The sequence below is a fragment of the Micromonospora sp. NPDC051924 genome, assembly GCF_055586005.1.
Genome location: NZ_JBVJJA010000067.1, coordinates 1 through 18,574 on the forward strand (window position 1 = coordinate 1; position 18,574 = coordinate 18,574).

At 68.1% G+C, this 18,574-nt stretch carries 17 protein-coding genes; 11 read left to right on the forward strand and 6 right to left on the reverse strand.

Translation table 11 applies throughout. The features are described from left to right. Positions 1-86: 86 nt before the first annotated feature. The 4 genes from ACZ6S5_RS32070 (at position 87) to ACZ6S5_RS32085 (ending at position 3,524) form a co-directional block, all read left to right on the forward strand. A complete protein-coding gene (locus ACZ6S5_RS32070; protein WP_466005992.1) occupies positions 87-455 on the forward strand; it encodes a DUF1877 family protein in 369 nt (122 codons plus the stop codon). Between the two features lie 146 nt (positions 456-601). After that, positions 602-1,159, forward strand: coding sequence for a hypothetical protein (locus ACZ6S5_RS32075; protein ID WP_466005994.1), 558 nt, complete (start codon positions 602-604; stop codon positions 1,157-1,159). 263 nt (positions 1,160-1,422) lie between these two features. Beyond that, on the forward strand, positions 1,423-2,283 hold the full coding sequence (sigJ, locus tag ACZ6S5_RS32080; RefSeq protein WP_466005995.1) for an RNA polymerase sigma factor SigJ: 861 nt from the start codon (positions 1,423-1,425) through the stop codon (positions 2,281-2,283). 50 nt (positions 2,284-2,333) lie between these two features. Further along, positions 2,334-3,524, forward strand: coding sequence for an NAD(P)/FAD-dependent oxidoreductase (locus ACZ6S5_RS32085; RefSeq protein WP_466005997.1), 1,191 nt, complete (start codon positions 2,334-2,336; stop codon positions 3,522-3,524). Between the two features lie 1,167 nt (positions 3,525-4,691). Here the strand turns inward: ACZ6S5_RS32085 and ACZ6S5_RS32090 are convergent. The 5 genes from ACZ6S5_RS32090 to fxlM form a co-directional block, all read right to left on the reverse strand. Further along, the gene (locus ACZ6S5_RS32090; protein WP_466005999.1) at positions 4,692-5,507 is read right to left on the reverse strand and encodes a thiopeptide-type bacteriocin biosynthesis protein; all 816 of its coding nucleotides are present in this window, start codon (positions 5,505-5,507) and stop codon (positions 4,692-4,694) included. Positions 5,508-5,520: 13 nt separating this feature from the next. Continuing rightward, complete coding sequence (locus ACZ6S5_RS32095; protein WP_466006001.1) at positions 5,521-6,594, reverse strand: lanthionine synthetase C family protein; 1,074 nt, start codon at positions 6,592-6,594, stop codon at positions 5,521-5,523. Further along, positions 6,591-9,350 carry a lantibiotic dehydratase gene (locus ACZ6S5_RS32100; RefSeq protein ID WP_466006002.1) on the reverse strand — a complete coding sequence of 920 codons (2,760 nt, stop codon included), beginning with the start codon at positions 9,348-9,350 and terminating at the stop codon, positions 6,591-6,593. Before ACZ6S5_RS32100 ends, ACZ6S5_RS32095 begins: the two co-directional genes overlap by 4 nt. Positions 9,351-9,420: 70 nt before the next feature. Continuing rightward, positions 9,421-9,576: an FxLD family lanthipeptide gene (locus ACZ6S5_RS32105; RefSeq protein ID WP_466006003.1), complete on the reverse strand. Its 156-nt coding sequence runs from the start codon at positions 9,574-9,576 to the stop codon at positions 9,421-9,423. A gap of 12 nt (positions 9,577-9,588) precedes the next feature. After that, positions 9,589-10,830 carry a methyltransferase, FxLD system gene (gene fxlM / locus ACZ6S5_RS32110; protein ID WP_466006004.1) on the reverse strand — a complete coding sequence of 414 codons (1,242 nt, stop codon included), beginning with the start codon at positions 10,828-10,830 and terminating at the stop codon, positions 9,589-9,591. 491 nt (positions 10,831-11,321) lie between these two features. Between fxlM and ACZ6S5_RS32115 the strand changes: the two genes are divergently transcribed. Beyond that, positions 11,322-12,470 carry a hypothetical protein gene (locus tag ACZ6S5_RS32115; RefSeq protein WP_466006005.1) on the forward strand — a complete coding sequence of 383 codons (1,149 nt, stop codon included), beginning with the start codon at positions 11,322-11,324 and terminating at the stop codon, positions 12,468-12,470. Beyond that, a complete protein-coding gene (gene ribD, locus ACZ6S5_RS32120) occupies positions 12,470-13,372 on the forward strand; it encodes a bifunctional diaminohydroxyphosphoribosylaminopyrimidine deaminase/5-amino-6-(5-phosphoribosylamino)uracil reductase RibD (protein WP_466006006.1) in 903 nt (300 codons plus the stop codon). Before ACZ6S5_RS32115 ends, ribD begins: the two co-directional genes overlap by 1 nt. Before the next feature lie 804 nt (positions 13,373-14,176). Here ribD and ACZ6S5_RS32125 read toward each other — a convergent pair. Then, the gene (locus tag ACZ6S5_RS32125) at positions 14,177-14,590 is read right to left on the reverse strand and encodes a hypothetical protein (RefSeq protein WP_466006007.1); all 414 of its coding nucleotides are present in this window, start codon (positions 14,588-14,590) and stop codon (positions 14,177-14,179) included. Between the two features lie 59 nt (positions 14,591-14,649). Here ACZ6S5_RS32125 and ACZ6S5_RS32130 point away from each other — a divergent pair, with 59 nt between their 5' ends. The 5 genes from ACZ6S5_RS32130 (at position 14,650) to ACZ6S5_RS32150 (ending at position 18,467) form a co-directional block, all read left to right on the forward strand. Beyond that, entirely contained in the window at positions 14,650-14,886 is a 237-nt protein-coding gene (locus tag ACZ6S5_RS32130) for a hypothetical protein (protein ID WP_466006008.1), read from the forward strand. Beyond that, a complete protein-coding gene (locus ACZ6S5_RS32135; protein WP_466006009.1) occupies positions 14,883-15,632 on the forward strand; it encodes a GOLPH3/VPS74 family protein in 750 nt (249 codons plus the stop codon). The genes ACZ6S5_RS32130 and ACZ6S5_RS32135 overlap by 4 nt, the downstream gene beginning before the upstream one ends. A 64-nt stretch (positions 15,633-15,696) precedes the next feature. Continuing rightward, positions 15,697-17,190: an APC family permease gene (locus ACZ6S5_RS32140; protein ID WP_466006010.1), complete on the forward strand. Its 1,494-nt coding sequence runs from the start codon at positions 15,697-15,699 to the stop codon at positions 17,188-17,190. Positions 17,191-17,202: 12 nt separating this feature from the next. Then, positions 17,203-17,859, forward strand: a complete 657-nt coding sequence (locus ACZ6S5_RS32145) for a GNAT family N-acetyltransferase (RefSeq protein WP_466006011.1) — start codon at positions 17,203-17,205, stop codon at positions 17,857-17,859. A gap of 11 nt (positions 17,860-17,870) precedes the next feature. Further along, the gene (locus ACZ6S5_RS32150; protein WP_466006012.1) at positions 17,871-18,467 is read left to right on the forward strand and encodes a hypothetical protein; all 597 of its coding nucleotides are present in this window, start codon (positions 17,871-17,873) and stop codon (positions 18,465-18,467) included. Positions 18,468-18,574 lie beyond the last annotated feature (107 nt).

Below are 18,574 nucleotides of genomic sequence, written 5' to 3' on the forward strand. Positions count from 1 at the left end.
ACCAACATCGCCCGAGCCACCCGCCAAGCCAACCGCCACTCACACGACCTGATCATCGCCGTGACCAGCAGTTACCCGAGAACGCAATGACCCTGGATACCGACAAGGCGTGGGACGCGATCCACCGCAGCCTGACGGACGGCCTCCTGGGTTACGACAACGGCGTCTACCCGCTTAACGCCGTCATCCTCGGCGGTCGCCAACTGTACGAGGGCGAGGAATACATCGTCAGTCTCCTCACACCGGAGCAGGTATGCGACGCAGCTAACGCCCTCACCGCGATGTCGCGCGAGAGGCTCCGCACGGGATACGAGGCGATCGACGTCGCCGACTACGGACCCGAGTTCGGCGATGAAGACTTCGAATACACGTGGGAGAACTTCACCGGCGTCATAGCCTTCTTCGAACGCGCCGCCCAAGCCGGCCGACACGTCGTCTTCACCGTCGATCAGTAGACGGTGCCTGTGGCGGCCAGCGGGTTCCTAGACTCCGCTCTGACAGCGCCATGACAGTGCGTCGCGAGAATGAATCGCACGCGGGCTGATGCCGCGTCTACCCTGGCCGGGCAGGGCATGCCGGAAGGTGCGTAGGGGAGGTCATGGTGCCGGTGCGCAAGGGTGACGTATCGCTGGCCGGCGACCGTCTGGAAGCGCATCTTCAGACCCTTGCCAAGTGTCTCGACGTACCACCACCCGAGGACGCTAGCGACGAGCATCAGCGGTGGTCGCTCTATCAGAGGGCGATTTGCTGTGAGGCGTGCCATCCGCAGTTGCTCGCCGCAGTCTTCCGCGACCCGGACGATGTGCTGGTCGCGGCCGTGGTAACCCAGATGATGGAGTGGGTGGATGCGCCTCGCCGCGAGCAGTGGATCGAATTGGCACGCAACGAATGCGACCGGCGGTATGCCTCCCGGCGCGCACGAGAGGTCGACATCCTGCGGATCCAGGGCGCCCTCCCGGAACTCACCCAGGAGACGCTGTCGGCCTGGACCGACTGGCTTCAGATTAGGCTTGCAGAGACTTCCACGGTGGTGCGCACCCTCGATCACCTGGCGCGGTACGGCAGAACGAAAAGGATCCGTCGAACGGCTGCGAAACGGCTGACCACCACCAGCGGACGGCAGGAGACGACACAGGGCAGCAGACCCCTCATGCTCTGAAACGTCGGACGACACCAGATGTCATCCGACGACATCCCGTACCCACGTTCACACCGAAGTGGTCACTGGTTCGATCCCAGTATCGCCCACCAAAGAACTTGATCACGCTATTTAGCTGTGCGTTTGTGGTTCGATTGGTCATGGACGCGCCGCCGCCGGGAGCAGCTGATTGAGAGCTGAACCGTCGAGGTCCAGCTCTTGTCCGTACCTGAGGATGGGAGGCCCGAAGGCTGGGCTGGAGGGTACTTTCCTATGCTTGGCGGGTGCCCCACGACACGGTCTTCGCCGAGCATCGTTCACTTCTTACCGCCGTCGCCTACCGTGTGCTTGGCCGCTGGAGCGACGCCGAGGATGTGGTGCAGGACGCGTGGCTGCGGTGGAGCGCTGTCGACATCGGGCAGGTTAAGGACCCGGAGGGTTACCTGGTCCGGGTGACCACCCGCCTGGCGATCGATCGCCTGCGCAGCGCTGCGACCCGGCGCGAGACCTATGTCGGGCCGTGGCTGCCCGAGCCCATTCTGACCACGCCCGATGTCGCCGACGACGTGGCCCGCTCGGAGTCGGTGTCGCTGGCCATGCTGCTAGTCCTGGAGTCGTTGTCTCCCTTGGAGCGGGCGGTCTTCGTGCTGCACGAGGCGTTCGGCTACTCCCACGGCGAGATCGCCGACATTGTCGAGCGCAGCCCGGAATCGGTACGTCAGACGGCGTCGCGCGCGCGTGAGCATGTGAGCCGCAAGCGGCGCCGCTACGACACCGATCAGGCGACCCGGCGCAAGGTGACGGAGTCGTTCATGTCGGCGAGCGCTGGTGGCGATCTTGCTTCCCTGATGGAGGTGCTGGCGCCGGACGTCAGGTTGGTGTGCGACGGTGGCGGGCTGGCACCGTCGCCGCGTAAGGCGATCGACGGAATCGATCTTGTGGCGCGGGCGCTTGTCACCTTCGCCGGTCGCATGCCAGAGGCGCCGCGCGTGGTCGTGACCGAGGTCAACGGCGGCCCCGGCATCGTCATCTACTCCGGTGACACCCCGGCGGCGGTCATCGTGCTGCACCTTATCGATGGGCATGCCCGGGAGATTCACCTGATCAGCAACCCGGAGAAGCTCACGGCCGTCGCCGGTTTGTGACGCCGGTCACAGCACCTCACGGTTCACAACGGCTGTCTCGTCCGTGGGGCATGACTGACACCAACCAGGTAGTTGTTATCGGCGCCGGATACACCGGCATGCTTGCGGCCCTTGGCGCGGCGAAGCGAGCCAAGGGACGGGTGCACGTGACCCTCGTCAACCCGTGGGAGAGGTTCACCGAGCGGCTGCGGATGCACCAGATCGCCACCGGCCAACAGCTCGCCGAGCACCTCATCCCGGACCTGGTGACCGGCACCGGCATCGACTTCGTGCAGGGCTGGGCGACCGGGATCGACACCGTCGCACGTACCGTCACTATGTCCACCGTGGACGGCGGCCGGGTCTCGCTCGGCTACGACACACTGGTCTATTCGATCGGCAGCACCACCGACACCGGCCTCGTCCCCGGGGCGGCCGAGCACGCCTTCACCCTCAATAGCCCGCAGAGCGCACAGGACATGGCCGCGCACCTCGCGCGCCAGGGCAAGAGCGAATTCCTTGTCTGCGGCGCCGGCCTGACCGGGATCGAAGCCGCGACCGAGATCGCCGAGTCCCACCCGAACATCCGGGTCACCCTGCTGACCCGGGGCGAGCCCGCCGCGATGATGGGCACCAAGGCCCGCGCCTACCTGATGGCGGCACTTGATCGGCTGGGCGTGACCGTCCGGGCAGGCGTCAGCGTGGCCAAGGTGCTGCCGGACGGGGTGGAACTGGAAGGAGGCGAGTTCGTCGCCGGCGACGGCTGCTTGTGGACTACCGGCGTGCGCGTGGCCCCGCTGGCCACCGAGGCCGGGATCGCCACCGACGAACACGGGCGCATCATCACCGATGCCACGCTACGGTCGGTGTCACACCCGGAGATCTACGCCATCGGTGACGCCGCCGCCATCCGCCAGGCTTACGGTGTCATCCACGGCACCTGCCAGAGCGGCTTGCCGACCGCGGCGCACACCGCCGAGAACATCGCTCGCCAGTTGCAGGGAAAGCAACTCAAGCCGTTCCGCTTCGGCTACATCCACCAGCCGGTGAGCCTCGGACGCAAGGACGCGGTTATCCAGTTCACCTACGGCGACGACACCCCCCGGCGCTGGTACATCACCGGCCGCGCGGCCATCTTCTACAAGGAGACGGTCAGCAGCAGCCCGATCAAGACCTACGGGCTGGCGAAGCGGTTGGCCATCTCGTCGCGGATGCTCGCCTCGACCGGCGGCAAGAGCAACAAGCCAATCATGCATGGATGACGAGCGTGCGCATGTTGGGCTCGGCGGCAAGCGGGTGGGCTCGCCCACCAGAGCCCGCCCGCACGGCAGGACACCTACGGGAACCGTCGACGCACGGGTGCAACCGTCACAATCGGCCCGTGAGCTGCCGGAATGCGGTTCGGATTCCGCCACGTATGGTCCAACGTAGATGTGTGCAGGTTAGAAGTCCGTTACCGGAATCACCGGTAACGGGCGCTTCTCCGCTGTTGCCCCGTAAATTCGGGGCAGATTGGGAGCAGAGCCGTCGGGGCCTAAGGCGAGCGACCCGTGCCGATTGAGGCGGCGCGGTAACCACCCGAGACCGGCCGTGGCTCATGGCGTCAGCGTGGAGCGCCAGGCTGCGACCAACTCCGCCACGTCGGCGTATCGGTGTGCGGGTCGCGCGGGTCGCTGTGTTGTTTTGGCCGGGGGATCCCCGCCAACTGGTGGGGGAGTCCAGCAGGTGCCGGATCGTGCGGCCGATGGTGTACACGGTGGTGCGTGGGTCGATGACGGCGCCGCGGACAAACTCTTCCGGGGCCGTATAGCGGCGGGAGCCGGGGACACGGTCGGCGTCGAGCATGAACGGTTCGGGCCGGTACTCGCCCAGGTCGATCAGCCTCATCTACCGGGCGGTGGAGTCGAACAGGAAGCCGCTTCCTTGAAGCCATGTTGTCCCTCCGGCATCAATGTTGGCAGATGGGACTGACATTGAAGTGCGGGTAGGTCGCCGCCCGGGCGAGGCGGGCAGCCAGGAGGCAGCGAAAGCCGTAGCAACAACTAGCGACGGAAGGCACGAGACGGCGAAGCGGTCATAATCGACAGCACAGAACGATGTTCGACGACATGCGACGAGGCTCACCAGCGTTCACACCGAAGAGGTCACTGGTTCGATCCCAGCATCGCCCACTCTGAATATTGGCGGGTAGGAATCCCGTTGCCGGAACTACCGGTAACGGGCTTCTCCGCTGTTGCCCCTTAAACTGGGAGCAGATTGGGAGCAGTGGCAACTGGCTCGCGATCCTCACCTGGGGAAACGTGACATTCCTCCGTGACCCAGCGACATTCCCGTCGATCGGTCGCCAACAAGGTGCCGCAACCGGTCGACCACGAGAAGAACGGGCGAGTGCCCGCTCCGCACGACGTAGCAGAGAACCTTGTTGGTGATTACCTTCTCGGGCATGCCACCTTCCTCCTCTCATTTCCCGGGTCTGGCAGGTGCGGATCGGGTGGGCCGAAGATGGCTTCCTGGGCCGCTTGGGCGAGGGTGGCCTGGGTGGTGGCGGGTAGTCCGAGCCTGTTCCAGTGGAAGATCACGTGCAAGGCGATTACTGCCCGTAGGCCACGGGTGAGGCTGCCCCTTTCCCGTTGGCGATGTAGGGCTGCGCCGGCTTTCTCGAATGCGGCGTGCCAGTCGCCGGTGGTGTGGGGCGCGCCGATCAGGATGCGCCGAACGTCTCCCGTGAACCTCTCCCACGTGGGGGCGTTGGCTGCGGGTGCCTGGTTGAGGTGTGCTGCGCGGTGGTCGAGGACTTGTGCCCATACGTCGCCTTGCTCGTTGAGGTCCAGCGCTGCTGCGCGCATCAGGGCCGTGCACAAGATGAGGGACTGTTCGCGCCGGGTAGTGGGGTGCTGGTGGAGGTAGGTGAGGAGGTGGCGGCTGTCGTGGTGGAACAGCGTGTGCGCGGTGGTCATGGCGGCGTGGCCGCCGAACGCGTGGGTCTCGTGTTCGTAGATGTCGCCGGTCCAGTTGACCCCTTCGGTGAGTAGCCAGCGGGCGTGGTCTCCGCTGTCTGGGCTGTCTGTGGGTAGGTAGCGGATGCGCCAGGCGCCTTTGCGGATGAACCACCAGGCGGTGATCAGGCCGGCGTTCTGGGCGGCGGGAAGCACTTGACTGAGGTGGGCGACCGCGTGTTGCTCGCGCTCCTGGGCGGTCTGGCCGGGGTAGGTGATGTTGATCTGATGCCAGGGGCTGTGGTCCACGTCGGCTCTTTCGTCAGGTGAGGAGGAGGCAGGCGTCCCACGGGGTCGTGGTGACGGCGGTGACGAGGTCGGCTCCTGCCTTGCCCTCGAGGAGTCCCTCGGGCTCATCGGTGGTGGGGGTGGCCTGCCGGTGGAGATCTTCGACGGTGTCGAGGGGTATGGGGCTGAGGGCGTCGAACGCGACGCGGCGGGCGGTGGCCAACAGTCCGGCGGTGCCGTGGCACAGGCTGCGGTCGGTGAGCCGGCGGAGTTGTCCGGGGTCGGTGACGCAGGTGGTGAACGCGGTCTCGGCGAGGTGCTGGCGGGCGGTGTCATGCAGGGCTTGTGCGGCGAGTTGCTGGGCGCGGGCGATGCCGGGGGTGCCGTAGCACCAGGATGGCTGCAGCGAGGTTTGTTGGGCCGGTGTTTCGCGGCGTAGGTCGGTGAGGGTGATGGTTTGCGGCCACCAGATCGTGCCGTCGGTGTCCTGTTGCCAGGTGTCCAGCCATTGGCTGATGCGGTTGATCGCCGTGGTGTGTCCGGCGACGGTGATGCCGTCGCGGAGGGTGAGGGCGAGCAGTGCCAGTGGGCCGGTGATGCCGTGGGCCATGCCGAAGTTGGCGTGACCGCCGACGGGCGGTGGCTGGCGGCGTTGGGGTCCGTTCCAGCACCACCAGCCGGGCAGTTCGCGTCGCGGTTCGGTGAGCCGGACGAGGTAGTCCAGGATCTGACGGAGCAAGTCGCGATTGCCGAGCCGGCGTAGAACGACGCCGAGCCCGGTCAGTCCGCGGATGAGGTCGTACTCGGCGTAGTGCGGCTGCTGGTGTTGGTCGATGCGGCGGTGGGCGGCGTCGAGCCGTCGGCGGGTCACCGTGGCGGCGCCGTCGGCGGTGGTCGCTCGTGCCGGGGTGAGCCCCGGGTGGTCGGTGGTGGCGAGGACGTATGCGAGGGCGGGAGCGCCGTAGAAGAGGCTGGCCCCATCGGCGATGCTCACGCCACCGGCGGTGGCGTGGCGCAGTGCGCCGTACGCTGCGGGCCGGTTGCCGGTTTCCAGGTGCAGCAGGGCGATGCCGGCCGCGCCGTCGGCGAGGGACTGTCCCGCGGTCACGGTCTACGCCCGGCGAAGATGGTGGTGAGGGCGATGGTTCGGGCCAGCCGCAGGCAGTGCCGTTCGGAGCCGGGGTCGACGCCGATCATGCGGGCGTGGTGCAGGTGCAGCAGCTCACCCAGCACCTCGTCGGGGTCGAGCCCGTCATCGACGATCAACGACCGGTAGGCGGCCAGCGCTGCCGCGAGTCGCTCGTCATGCACTCGGCGTCGAGCATGTTCGAGCTGGGCGGGTTCGAGGCGGAGACCGGTCCGGTGGGCGACGTGCGTGGCGAGCCAGCGCGGCCCGTCGCCGGTGAAGCCGTCAGCGATGGCGATCATCCCTGCGGCGGTGGCGGCTTGTCGGTCGCCGGTGAGCCTGTGTAGGGCGGCACGGGAGTCAGCGGCGAACACCTGCTCGGCGGCGGCGAGGGTCGCTGCGATGCCATGGCGGGTTTCCGGGCGGTACGGGTGCAGGCTGTAGTCGTGTAAGACGGCGTCATCGTGCAGGTGCTGCACCCAGCTAGCGAGATGGCGAGCGGTGTCGGCGAACCGGCCGATGTCCGGAAGCGGGATGCGTAGCCGCAGGTGCGGCTCGGGGTCAGGATACCGAAGGAACCACCAGCCGGCCGGTAGGTAGTCGGCGGGGCGGCCAGTGAGGTCGGCCAGGATGTCATCGAGCCGACCGTGTAGGTGTGCCTCCAGCCACCGTGACCGCCCGGGCCAGTGCTGAGCAGTGGTGGCGGTCCGGACGGTTCGGGCGGTTCGGGCGGGTTGGGCAGCCGGTGCGGGGCAGGTGAGGGTGAGCAGGAGTTCGGCGGGGCGGTCATCAATCCACCCCGCTGGCCCTGGAGCCTCAGTGAGCACGGTGCGGGGAGACCGGTCGAGGTGGTCGCGTAGGACCGCCAGGTGGGCGTGGTCATCCAGGTCAAGGCGGAGGCGGATGTCGTCGTCGCCGACCAGGACCTGTTGCGGCATGTGCCGCTGGTGGCGGTGTCGCTGCCAGGCGGTGCGCCACTGCTCCCATGCGGTGCCCTGAGCGGGAAGCGCGGTGTGGTCGATGATCCAGCGAGCGGGGTGCACGATGGTGCGTCCTCTCCTCAGGCGGGGTAGGAACGGCAGACCGCTGGCGTGTCCCCAGTCGAACCGGCTACACGGTGCCGTCCATGCGGTCCAGATCTCGGTCAAGAACCGCATCAGCGGCTGCTGCAGCGTGGGCAGCAGCACGCTGTTGAACAGCAGCGGTTCGACAGGCTGACCGGTGGCCAGCGATACCAGCCACAACCGGCGTCCGTCGCCGGTCACCGCCAGGTCCTCGATCGTGTACGGCGGTGCCGGGTGGAAGTCGCCGAGAGGAAGGACGGGCAGCAGCTCGGGCGTCCGGGCCACTGCGGTAAGGCGAGCGTCCAGCGGGGGTCCGGACAGCTGCACCGCGGTCGCGCCAGGAAGGGCGGTCGGCAGATGCCGGTAGACCTGCTGGAATCCGGCGACTTCGGCGGGGGTGAGTAGATGCAGGAACCGGGCTGCGGCGACGCCGGCGTGGCGGGACCCGCTGAGCACCGTCAGGGTGAACGCGCCGCGGTCCAGGTCGTGCGGGGTGTCGGCGGCGAGGGTGAACCGCAGTTCGGTGTGCGGGATCGGCGGTCGGTCGTCATTCCCGCGTAGCTGGACGACCAGCGCGTCGTCGAGCACCACTTCGGCGCAGCCGTCGAGTGCGGCTTGCTGCGCGAGCTGTCCGAGCAGCCGGTCGCGGGCGGTGAACGGCGCTGGGGCGCGGCGAGTGGATCCCCGGTAGCCAGCCGGAAACCCGAGCACGTTCAGCACCTCACGGATGGGAACAGCCGCTCCTGGACCCCACCGCTCGATGAACGCGTTGTGGTACTCGGCCCACCCGGCCGCGGGAGGCGGCGCTACCGCCACGAGCGTCGACGCGGCCCATTCTGCCTCGTTCAGCACCGGCGGGGGCAGCGTCACCGCGATGTCGGCGCGTAGATCGACGGCGGTCCGGCTGCCCGGCTCCGGAATGGTGTAGTGGCGGGCGACGTGTGCGGCCGGGTCGGTGGCGGTCATAGGTGGGCGTAGGGCCGACAGCAGCACCCCGTTGTGGACCAGTTCGGCCAGCAGCCGCTCGGCACTGCCGATACTGGGGAGTCCGGCGATCGCTGCGGCGAGTTCGGCGAACCTGACCGGGGACCGCGCCGCCTGGATCGCAGCCCGGATCGGGCCGGTCAGGCGGACCTCAACGTCCCACCGTCGATCGGCGCTGGCGTGGGCGCAGGGCAGAACCCACCTGTCGCCGCGTCGGTATCCCAATGAGTTCGTCACCACGACGACCGTGCGCAGGGTAGCGAGATCCTGTTCGGCACGCGCGGTGTGCTCGGCGATGAACTGGCCGCCGGGGCGGGAGACCGTCTGATGTGCCTCGCCCAGACGAACCGCCGCGCGAACGCCCAACTGAACCGGGGCCACGCCGGCAAACATGCCGAACGGGGTCGCACGGGTGGTCCAGCGCAGCAGGTATCGGACCACTGACTGCACCAGCCGCCGCAGCCGCCGCGGTGACAGAGGCTCGCCGGCCACAGCGCGGTGAAGCTGCTCGGCCAGCTGCGGTGCCGCGCAGGCGACAGCCGCCGCGAACCCGGGCAGCTTCCACGTCTTGTCCAGCCACTCGCGCCACTGCTCTGGTTGACCGTGGGCATCGTCGGGCCAGGGAGGCAGAACGAGGCCCTTGGGGTAGGCGGCGATTCTGATCAGCGCCGCACCAGCTGCGGGAATCATGTTGCACCACCGAATCGACGGGCCCGGCGCGCTCGACGCCGGGCCCGACCGTGTGAGAGGAGCGGATGGGTCAGTTGCCGCCGTCGCACCTGGTCGTGCAGGCGTTGGAACCGGTGTTGCCCGAGCCGCACCCGTCGTCGGTGGCGGTGGCGTAGCCGCCCGCGGTGGGGCCGGCGTCGACCAGGGTGACGTCCAGGGTGAACTCCGAGGCGTCCGTTTCGTTCACGTGCGTTCCCTTCTATGCGGGGGTGAAGGTGAGGACGAAGCGGCTGTGCCGCTTGTCCAGCACCGTCCCGGCCGGCAGGTCGCCGTCGGGAGTACCAGCGGGCAGGACGTGCAGCACCGGCGAAGGGCTGCCCGCGTCCAGCCATGCGCGCATGTGTCCGACCATCCGAGCGGCCGCCGCCGCGGCATCGGGCCCATGCGCACGTGTGCCCAGGTCGAACATGTCGCCGTCGTTCCAGCGCAGCGTCGAGCGGTAGCAGAACGCGCCGCTACCGAGAGCGGCGGGCGTGCCAAAGCGCCACGCCGGGGCAACGACGCCCGCATCGACGGCCTCCTGCTGAGCCGTGAGAACAACGAACTGCTGTCCCGCATCGGTGATGCGGGTCGCCAGCCACACGTCGAGGTCCGCCAGGACGGTGCGAGGCCGCAGGCCCACCCCGGCCCATGCCCGCGCCGGTGGCTGCGCCAACAGCCCACCTACGACGTGCCAGTTGAACTGCTGGTCCTCGTCCAGCCGAAGGTGCACCCCGTCGGCGACGTCGACGTACCGCACCTCACGCGCCCCGGCGCCCTGCATCGACACGAACCCGCACAACCGCTGGCTGTGGCTGACCAGCCGGTCCCCCTTCCGGCGCATCGCCCACGAGCGCGTCATCCCGAACGTCCGCAGCGGTACGACCAGCGTTCCGTTCTCGGCGAGCTGTCCCGTCCAGGCCGGGGGAATGTCCCACGCCCCGACCGTGACGATGACCAAGTCGTAGGAGCGACCCGGGTCGATCGGCTGCTCGGCGTCCGCGCACACCACGGCCACGTCGTCGTAGCCAGCCGCCGCCAGGCACGCCACGGCCCGCTCGGTCACCTCGGGGTCGATGTCCACGGTCTTGACCGAACCCGACGGACCTACCAGCTCGCGTAGCAGCGACGCGTTATAGCCACCCGATCCGATCTCCAACACGTGGCGGCCGGCCAAGCCGCCGTCGACGGCGTCGGCTGCCTGACCGAGCATCTCCGCGATCAGCGACGGCGCCGACACCGAGCTGATCGCCTCGTCGCCGCGCCGCTTGGTGACCACGGCCTGGTCGGCGTGGTACGCCTCCTCAAGCGAAGCATCCGGCGTGAACAGGTGGCGTGGGACTGCGCGCAGCGCCGCCTCAACCTCGGGCCGCATCACCAGCCCCTTGGCCTCATGATCGACGATCAGTTGGTCGACCATCGCATTACGCAGGCCCTCGCTGCCCATCGTGCCGACACTCATTTAGGCGTCACTCTCCTTAACCGTCACGGCCGCCCCATCCGAACGACGCGCTCTCTCCGCTATCCGCCCAAGGACGAACACAGCCTCGGACAACACACCCACTACCAACCTGCGAAGGCTCCAGCGTTGGCGAGACCAAACGCCCGCGGCGCATCACCGCGGATCGTCGCCGTTGTCCTCCACAACGTTCAGAGGGCTGTAGAGCGGTCCGCTCCCGCCGGACCTTCACCTAGTACGCCTCACACGATCACTCCTGAGTGCACGATGGGGGAATGCCGACTTGCGGTCCGACTTTGCTGCCACCCCTGTGTCGCCTCCTGATTTGCATACGAGGTGTCTGATCTAGACAGCCGGTGGCATAGTCGGCAGGGCTGGCATGTGGGCTGAGGGGAGAGACGGTGCCTCGCCATCCGGATACGATGATCAGGCCAAACACCATGCTAAGAAGAGCCCGAAGGCGCTTACCCTCACCTGTACGACCTGGTCAGTGCATGTCCCGTAGTGAACTGGCCGATGCGGTCAATGCGGCCCTCGAGCGAATCTACGCAGGCCGCGACGTCGCTGCCCACTACGTCGACTTCCGGTGGGTTGGCAAGCTGGAGCGTGGCGAGCATCGGTGGCCCAGCGAGGCGCGTCGGGCAGCTCTGCGCCACGTACTCGGTGCCATCGCCGATGCGGACCTCGACCTCTACAGCCCTCGACGTACTGATGCGAAATACGTCGCCGAAGAAGCGGCCGAGCCTCGCCCAGGCAGTTGGGACGAGACGTTCCACTTGCTGCGCGATCAGTGGCATCTTCTGGTCCAGAACGACAAGATGTTCGGCCCCGAGTACGCCCTGATGGGCGTCGCAAGGCAACTGACAGCGATTGATGACCTTCTGTGTGAAGTGCCACAAGCGCTCCGACCCTCCCTCGTCCGCCTCGCCGCCCAGTACGCCGAATCCGCGGCCTGGCTAAACCAGTCGCTCAACGACCACCCGGCGGGCCATCACTGGACACAACAAGCACTCACCTGGGCAGCTCAGATTGATGATCCGACCATGACCGCCTGGGCCACCTACCGCAGCAGCCAGCAGTGGTTGACGAGCGGATACCCCGCCCAGGCCGTCGAGCAGGCCGAAGCGGCGTTGCTCTACGACCAGAAGCTGCCCGGACCGATGCGGGCGGCGCTGCGTGTCCAGCACGCACACGCTCTCGCCGTAACGGGCGAGCACAACACGGCTATGCGCCTGCTGGACGACGCGCATCGCTGGGCAGCGGACCGCCATCCAGGAAAGCCGGAGGGCGAGCACGGCACTTACTGCACCAGCGGCTACATCGAGGTACACCGTGGGGCATGCCTTCGGCTGGCGCAGCGACCAGAGGAGGCAATCACCGTGCTGGACGAGGCTCTTCCCAGGATTCCGCCGGGGCATCGCCAGGACTTCGCCTCTGCCCTGCTGAACAAGGCCACCGCCCACGCGGCGGCGAGCCAACCCGACGTGGCTGCGGCGACGGCACACCACGCACTGCCGATCGCGCGCCGGGCGGGGTCCCGACGTATCCTGCACCAACTCACGCAGCTGGGCGCTTTGGTGAGCGGACACCAGCAACTACCGGACGTCCGCGCCTTCCTCGACGATCTCAAGGAGGCAATCTGATGGCATCCGACACGGAACTGGCCGCGATGCGACAGGCAATCATGCTGTCATCGTTCGGGCTGGGCACCACGAGCCCGAACCCACCCGTCGGCTGCGTCATCCTCGATCGCCACGGTGAGGCTGTGGGTGCCGGTTACCACCGGCGAAAGGGAGAAGCGCACGCCGAGGTGAACGCTCTGAGCGCAGCTGGCGCTGCAGCGCGCGGCGGCACCGCCGTCGTCACACTCGAACCCTGCAATCACATCGGCGTCACCCCGGCCTGCCGCCAAGAACTCATCAACGCCGGCATCGTCCGCGTCGTCATCAGCGTCATTGACCCCACATCCCGAGGCGACGGAGGCGCCGCCGTGCTCACCGCCCACGGCATCGACGTCGAAACCAACGTGATTCCCGACGAGACACTCACCGTCCTCGGCCCCTGGCTCGCAGCCACCCGCCGCCGTCGCCCCCACCTCACCTGGGCCTATGCCCTCGGCGACAAGAGCAGCCATGACGTCGACGAGCGACTGACTGCTGACCTGCGCACCAGGGTAGACCTCGTGCTCGGTGGCAAGGCAATCGAGGAGGGCATCTCCGGTGGTCATGCCCCTGAACACTTCACACTGCCCGGCGACCCGATCAGCGACATCCGGCAGTGGCTCTCGACCTGCTATGCGGCAGGCTCGCGGACCATCCTGGCCGTAGGCACCCAGCATTTCGGCGCATTCCATGACAACCTCGATTGCGTCGACGAGATCGTGATCGCCATGGAGAGAACCTCACCATCGGGTGAACTTGCGGCGGTCGCCGCGGACTTCACGCCCGCGGGCTTTGAGTTGACTGAGAGTTCCCCGGATGTAACCGGCGTGCGTGTTCGCCTTCGCCGCCCCCTGCACCGCGGGCCGCTAAACGACGTGTCGTAAGTCAATGAAGCGTTACCCCCGCCGGGTTGGCGCTTGCCGGCGAAGGTGATGTTGTCGAGCGCCGACGGTTATTGCTTCTTCCCGCGCTCCAGCGTATTGACCCACTCGAAGTCAACGTAGAGAACCGGAAGATCTGCCGTATCGCCTGGGGCAATACATGTCTCGATGCGAACTGGCCGACCAGCCCGCGCTGCTCTCGACGAGCATTAGCGGGTCGCGGATGCGTGGTCTTTGCGAGCGCTGCTCAGCACGGTGCGCGGCTCGATTATCGAGGGTTGGTGACGAGCCACCATTTCCATGAGCCACGCTGGACGCACCCGACCGACTAGATGCAGCTTCTTCACCTCTGCAATCCGCACGGAGGACCACCGCCCGACCGGTTCAAGCTGCCATTTTCGCAGGTCAAACGACGTTGGACCACAGGTCAGACACGAGGTCGGACCGTAGGTCGGGATTCCCGCCGCTGCTGCCGTAGGCGATTGTGAATGGCGTGGGTCGGCGCACGTCGCCTGGTTCCGATGGTCGCCACGAAGGTGCGGCCACCGGGAGGGCAACCCAGCAACGGCGCTGTCGTATGACGCCGCCGTCCAAGGAAGCCACAGCCCGAGTGACGAAGTGCGGTGGGAGCAGTCTCGCCCATGATTTGGATGCAGGGCCGCTGCGATCCCCAGGCGGTCGACCCGGCATCTACAGGACCGAGGGAGCGCGCTCGAAGCCGAGGTGGGGCTGGCCGCGCTTTTCCCAGACGGAGGTGATGGCGATGGGGCGCTTCAAGTGATTTACCCAGGCGCGGAGAACAGACGTTCAAAGCCATTCGGTATCGACTGCGAGGGCTCGGCCATGCTCCACGGAAACCACGGTGGCTGGCACCTCGCCGGCACCATCGGCCCCGATCTTCCGCGCTCCCAAGAAATCGCCCGAGACAACCGCGCGTCTTGGGGCGTCGCTCGAAGGCACCGCCACGTCGACGCGGTCGGCTCGGCATCGCCGGCGAGGACGGCGGCCGTGAACGGCTCGTCCCCCTTCCCATACGTCGATCCGGGCACGGTACTCCAGCTCAACTGCGATCAGTGGTCCATCGGCCTCGACCTCACGGCAGGCACCCACATCGACGTGCTCGTACACCGGGTCCGAACCGACCTCGCCAAGCCCGGCGACGAGTGGTTGTGGGTGCTTGGGCACCGCCCCGAGTGCCAGTACCCCGCCGATGACCAGCACCCGCCCTGCATCGAGATTCGTGTCAGGGCCGCCGCGCTAGACCGCGCCGCGAGGTTGCGATGAGCCCGATCGACGACGGCGGCCACCCCGCCGGGGTCTTCGACTCGACTCGCCGGACAGCGGTCCAGCACGCTGACGGCGGCACCTGCTTCAACTGCACCGATAGCAAGGACTGCAAGCAATACGCGTGGGCCTTGGACCAGCTTCGCCGCAGTCCGGCCGGGCTGCTCGTCCTCGCCCAGCTCCACATTCCCACCCCCGCAGACGCCGTGATCGAGGAAGGCCAGCAGCGGTGACCACGACACCTCCTGGCGCAGACGACGACCGCCCGACGGTGCACATGCACCTCGACCCCGCCCGCGTCCGCCACCGGCACCAGCGACACGCCGCCCCCAACGGGCCGATGCTGCTCGCGGACGAGTTCTACTTGATCGCTCACGACGACCAGACCGGTCGACCCAGACTGCACGGCAGCGCGATCAACCACGGGCTGGCCGCCGCGCTGCTCGGCGAGCTGGCCGCCGCCGGTCACATCACCTTCAGCCGAGGCAACCTGCTCGTGCTCGACGCCCGAGCGCCATCGGACTGGCTGCAGCACCTCGTCCTTGACCGGCTCGTCGCCGAATCACAGCACACCGCCACCCGCACATGGCTGGCGTACCTCGCGCAGACCGCCCCCGATCAGGTGGCGCAACGGCTGTTCCAGGCGGGCAAGGTCCGCCCCCAACAGCAGCGCCGGATGCTCGGCATGTTCGGCAGCGCTATCACGGTGCACGTGCCGACGGACATCAACGTCGCGGCCTGGTCGTGGGCCAGACTGTCGACCAAGCTGCGCAAGTACGAGGAGCTGAGCCCGTTCGACCTCGCCTTGGCCGGCATCTGTGCATCCTGCCGGCTGGATCAGTTCATCCTCGACGGCGCCGCGTACTCCGTGGGCGCGCAGCTACGCCGGCTGCTGCGGGAAGCCCCGGAGCCGATGCGTGACCTCCTCGCCGACCTGGACACCGCGATCGGTCACGCCGTCCTGAGCCACCGCACCTAACCAATCAGGCTGCGGCAGCACATCCTTTCCACCCCATCAATCCCTGAAAGGGGATCACTTCGTCATGTCCTCATCTCGTCCTGACACCGTCTCCGCGGTGCTGGCCCGCGGCCGGCTCGGTATCGCCGCCGTGGTGTTCTTCGTCGTGGCGGCTGCCGCGCCCTTGACCGCTGTCGCGGGCGGCGCGACGACCGGCTACGCCGTCACCCGCGTACTCGGCATCCCCCTGGCCTACCTCGTGGTCGCTGCGGTTCTCATGCTGTTCTCCGTCGGCTACGTGGCCATGTCCCGGCGCATCGTCAACGCCGGCGCGTTCTACTCCTTCGTCACCCGCGGCCTCGGACGGCCAGCCGGAGTCGCGGCGGCGCTCGTCGCCCTGGTCGGCTACGGCGCTATGCAGATCGGCCTCTACGGCGTGTTCGGGGCGGTGCTGTCCGGCTTCCTCAACGACCGGTACGGGACCGACACCACCTGGTGGCTGTGCGCCTTCACCGCCTGCGCGGTGATCGCCGTGTTGGGGGTGCTGCGCATCGACCTCAACGGTCGGGTCCTCGCCGTCCTGCTGATCGCCGAGTGCGTGATCGCGTTGGTCTACGACGCGGTGATGGTCAGCCACCCCGCCACGGACACCGTCACGCTCGACACCCTCACCCCGGGCAACCTGCTCGGGCCCGGCGTCGGCGCCGCGCTGGTCACCGGCATCGCCGGTTTCGTCGGGTTCGAAGGCACCACGGTGTTCGCCGAGGAAACCAAAGACCCCCGCCGGACCGTTCCCCGGGCCACCTACATCGCCGTGGCGGTAACCGGTCTGCTGTACGGGGTGTCGGCGTGGGCGATGTCCGTGGCCACCGGCCCGAACAAGATCGTGGAAGCGGCGCAGAACCAGGGCACCGATCTGATCTTCAACCTCATCTCGCCGCACCTGGCCTCAAGCCTGGTCACCCTCGGCCGGTGGTTGTTCATCACCAGCCTGTTCGCCGCCCTACTGTCCTTCCACCACACCTGGGCCCGGTACGCGTTCGCACTCGGCCGCGAGCGGGTGCTCCCGGCCCTGCTCGGCCGCACCAGCCGCCGCACCGGTGCGCCGAAGGCCGGATCGCTGCTGCAAACCACCCTCGCCGCGATCGTGCTCGCCGGCTACGTCCTCGCCGACGCGGACCCGATCGTGCACCTGTTCTTCTGGCTCACCTCCCTCGGCGCCCTCGGGGTACTGATCCTGATGACGGTCACCTCTATCGCCGTCGTCGCGTTCTTCACCCGCACCAACAACGGCGACGGACTCTGGCGGACGGCGATCGCGCCGGCCCTGTCCGCCCTCGCCCTCGGCGCGATCCTCGTGATCACCGTCAAACAGTTCGACACCCTCCTCGGCGTCGCACCGACATCCCCGCTGCGCTGGTGGTTCCCCGCCGGGTACGCCGTCGCCGCCCTGGTCGGGCTGGCGTGGGCGCTCATCCTGCGCGCCGCCCGACCGGGCGTCTACCAAGCGATCGGCCTCGGCGCCGACAGCGCCGCCGCGCAGCTGCGCACCCCCGACCCCGTCCACCAGCCCGCCTGAGGAGGCGCCCATATGCCCACCACGCGCACCGACCTCACCGTCCGCCCCGCCACCGCCGACGACCTGCCCCAACTCGTGTCCGTGATGGCCGCCGCCTTCTCCACCGGGACCGTCGCCGAGTGGGCGGTCCCACAGCCGGCCGACCGGCTGCCCGTGTTCGCCGACTACCTGGGACTCATGCTCGACCTCGGCATGCACCACGGCACGGTCGACACCACCGACGACCTGTCCGGCGCGGCGATCTGGTACCGGCTTGACGAGACGCCCTCGCCCCTGCCCGACCACACATACGGACTGGAAGAGGCCACCGGCAAGTACGCGACAAAGTTCCTGCTCCTCGGCGCCATGTTCGAGGCCCGCCATCCCCGCGTGCCACACGACTACCTCGCCTATCTCGGCGTCGACCCCGCCCGGCAAAACCAGGGCGTCGGGTCGGCGTTACTCACCCACGCCCACCAAGCCCTGGACCGGGAGAACCTGCCGGCGTACCTGGAGGCCAGCGACCCCCGCAACCGGGACCTGTACGCCCGCCACGCATACAAAGCCGAGACCCTGATGCGCCCATCACCCGACGGACCACCGTTCTGGCCCATGTGGCGCGGACAACTCCACGGCGGCATCCGCTCACCGTTCCCGCCACCGGCGCCCCTGCACCGGCGGTGGCTGTGAACACCGCTGCCATGACAAGCCGCGTCCGCCGCGCCGGCCCGAGAGACGTCGCCGCCGTCACCGCGCTGCTGGTCGACGGACTGGCCCACGACCCCCTGGCCGACTGGCTCGTACCGAACCCGAACGAGCGGCCCGATGTGCTGCACCGGCTGCTCGCCGTCGAGGTCGACCACGCCGTCGAAACCGGCCACGTCTACGTGACCCTGGACTGGTCCGCCGCCGCAGTATGGCAACGCCACAACCTGGACCCGGAACGCTGGCCGCTCGGCGACTACCACCTCACCACATTCGCCGGCCGCGCCGTACCCCGCTTCGGCGAACTGTATGCCTTGATGCGCAGCTACCGGCCCGCCGCGCCGCACCACTGGCTGTCCTGGCTGGCCGTCCAGCCCGGCTACGACTGGCATCTTGCCGCTGAGCTGCTGCACGAACACCACCGGGTCGTCGACCAGACCGGCGACCCGATCTACGCCGTCGTCACCACCGAGGCCGCCCGGGACCTGCTGGCCGCTAACGGCTACCGGCAGGACCTCCCGCTGCACCTGCCCAGCGGCCCCCGCCTCTGGCCGCTGCACCGCGGCCGCCGTCCAACACCACCCAGCCAGTGACAACCCCGGGGTCGGGGGGGGGGGGGGGGGGGGGGGGGGGGGGGGGGGAGGGGGGGGGCGGGAAGAGGCGAGCGAGCGCAAAGCGAGAGAGAGAGGAAGGAGACAGC

Bases quoted from the DNA above. Each gene is read 5' to 3' on its own strand.
- ACZ6S5_RS32070 (WP_466005992.1), top strand. From the start codon at position 87: ATGACCCTGGATACCGACAAGGCGTGGGACGCGATCCACCGCAGCCTG.
- ACZ6S5_RS32085 (WP_466005997.1), top strand. From the start codon at position 2,334: ATGACTGACACCAACCAGGTAGTTGTTATCGGCGCCGGATACACCGGC.
- ACZ6S5_RS32100 (WP_466006002.1), bottom strand. From the start codon at position 9,350: ATGATTCCCGCAGCTGGTGCGGCGCTGATCAGAATCGCCGCCTACCCC.
- fxlM (WP_466006004.1), bottom strand. From the start codon at position 10,830: ATGAGTGTCGGCACGATGGGCAGCGAGGGCCTGCGTAATGCGATGGTC.
- ACZ6S5_RS32115 (WP_466006005.1), top strand. From the start codon at position 11,322: ATGTCCCGTAGTGAACTGGCCGATGCGGTCAATGCGGCCCTCGAGCGA.
- ribD (WP_466006006.1), top strand. From the start codon at position 12,470: ATGGCATCCGACACGGAACTGGCCGCGATGCGACAGGCAATCATGCTG.
- ACZ6S5_RS32130 (WP_466006008.1), top strand. From the start codon at position 14,650: ATGAGCCCGATCGACGACGGCGGCCACCCCGCCGGGGTCTTCGACTCG.
- ACZ6S5_RS32140 (WP_466006010.1), top strand. From the start codon at position 15,697: ATGTCCTCATCTCGTCCTGACACCGTCTCCGCGGTGCTGGCCCGCGGC.
- ACZ6S5_RS32145 (WP_466006011.1), top strand. From the start codon at position 17,203: ATGCCCACCACGCGCACCGACCTCACCGTCCGCCCCGCCACCGCCGAC.
- ACZ6S5_RS32150 (WP_466006012.1), top strand. From the start codon at position 17,871: ATGACAAGCCGCGTCCGCCGCGCCGGCCCGAGAGACGTCGCCGCCGTC.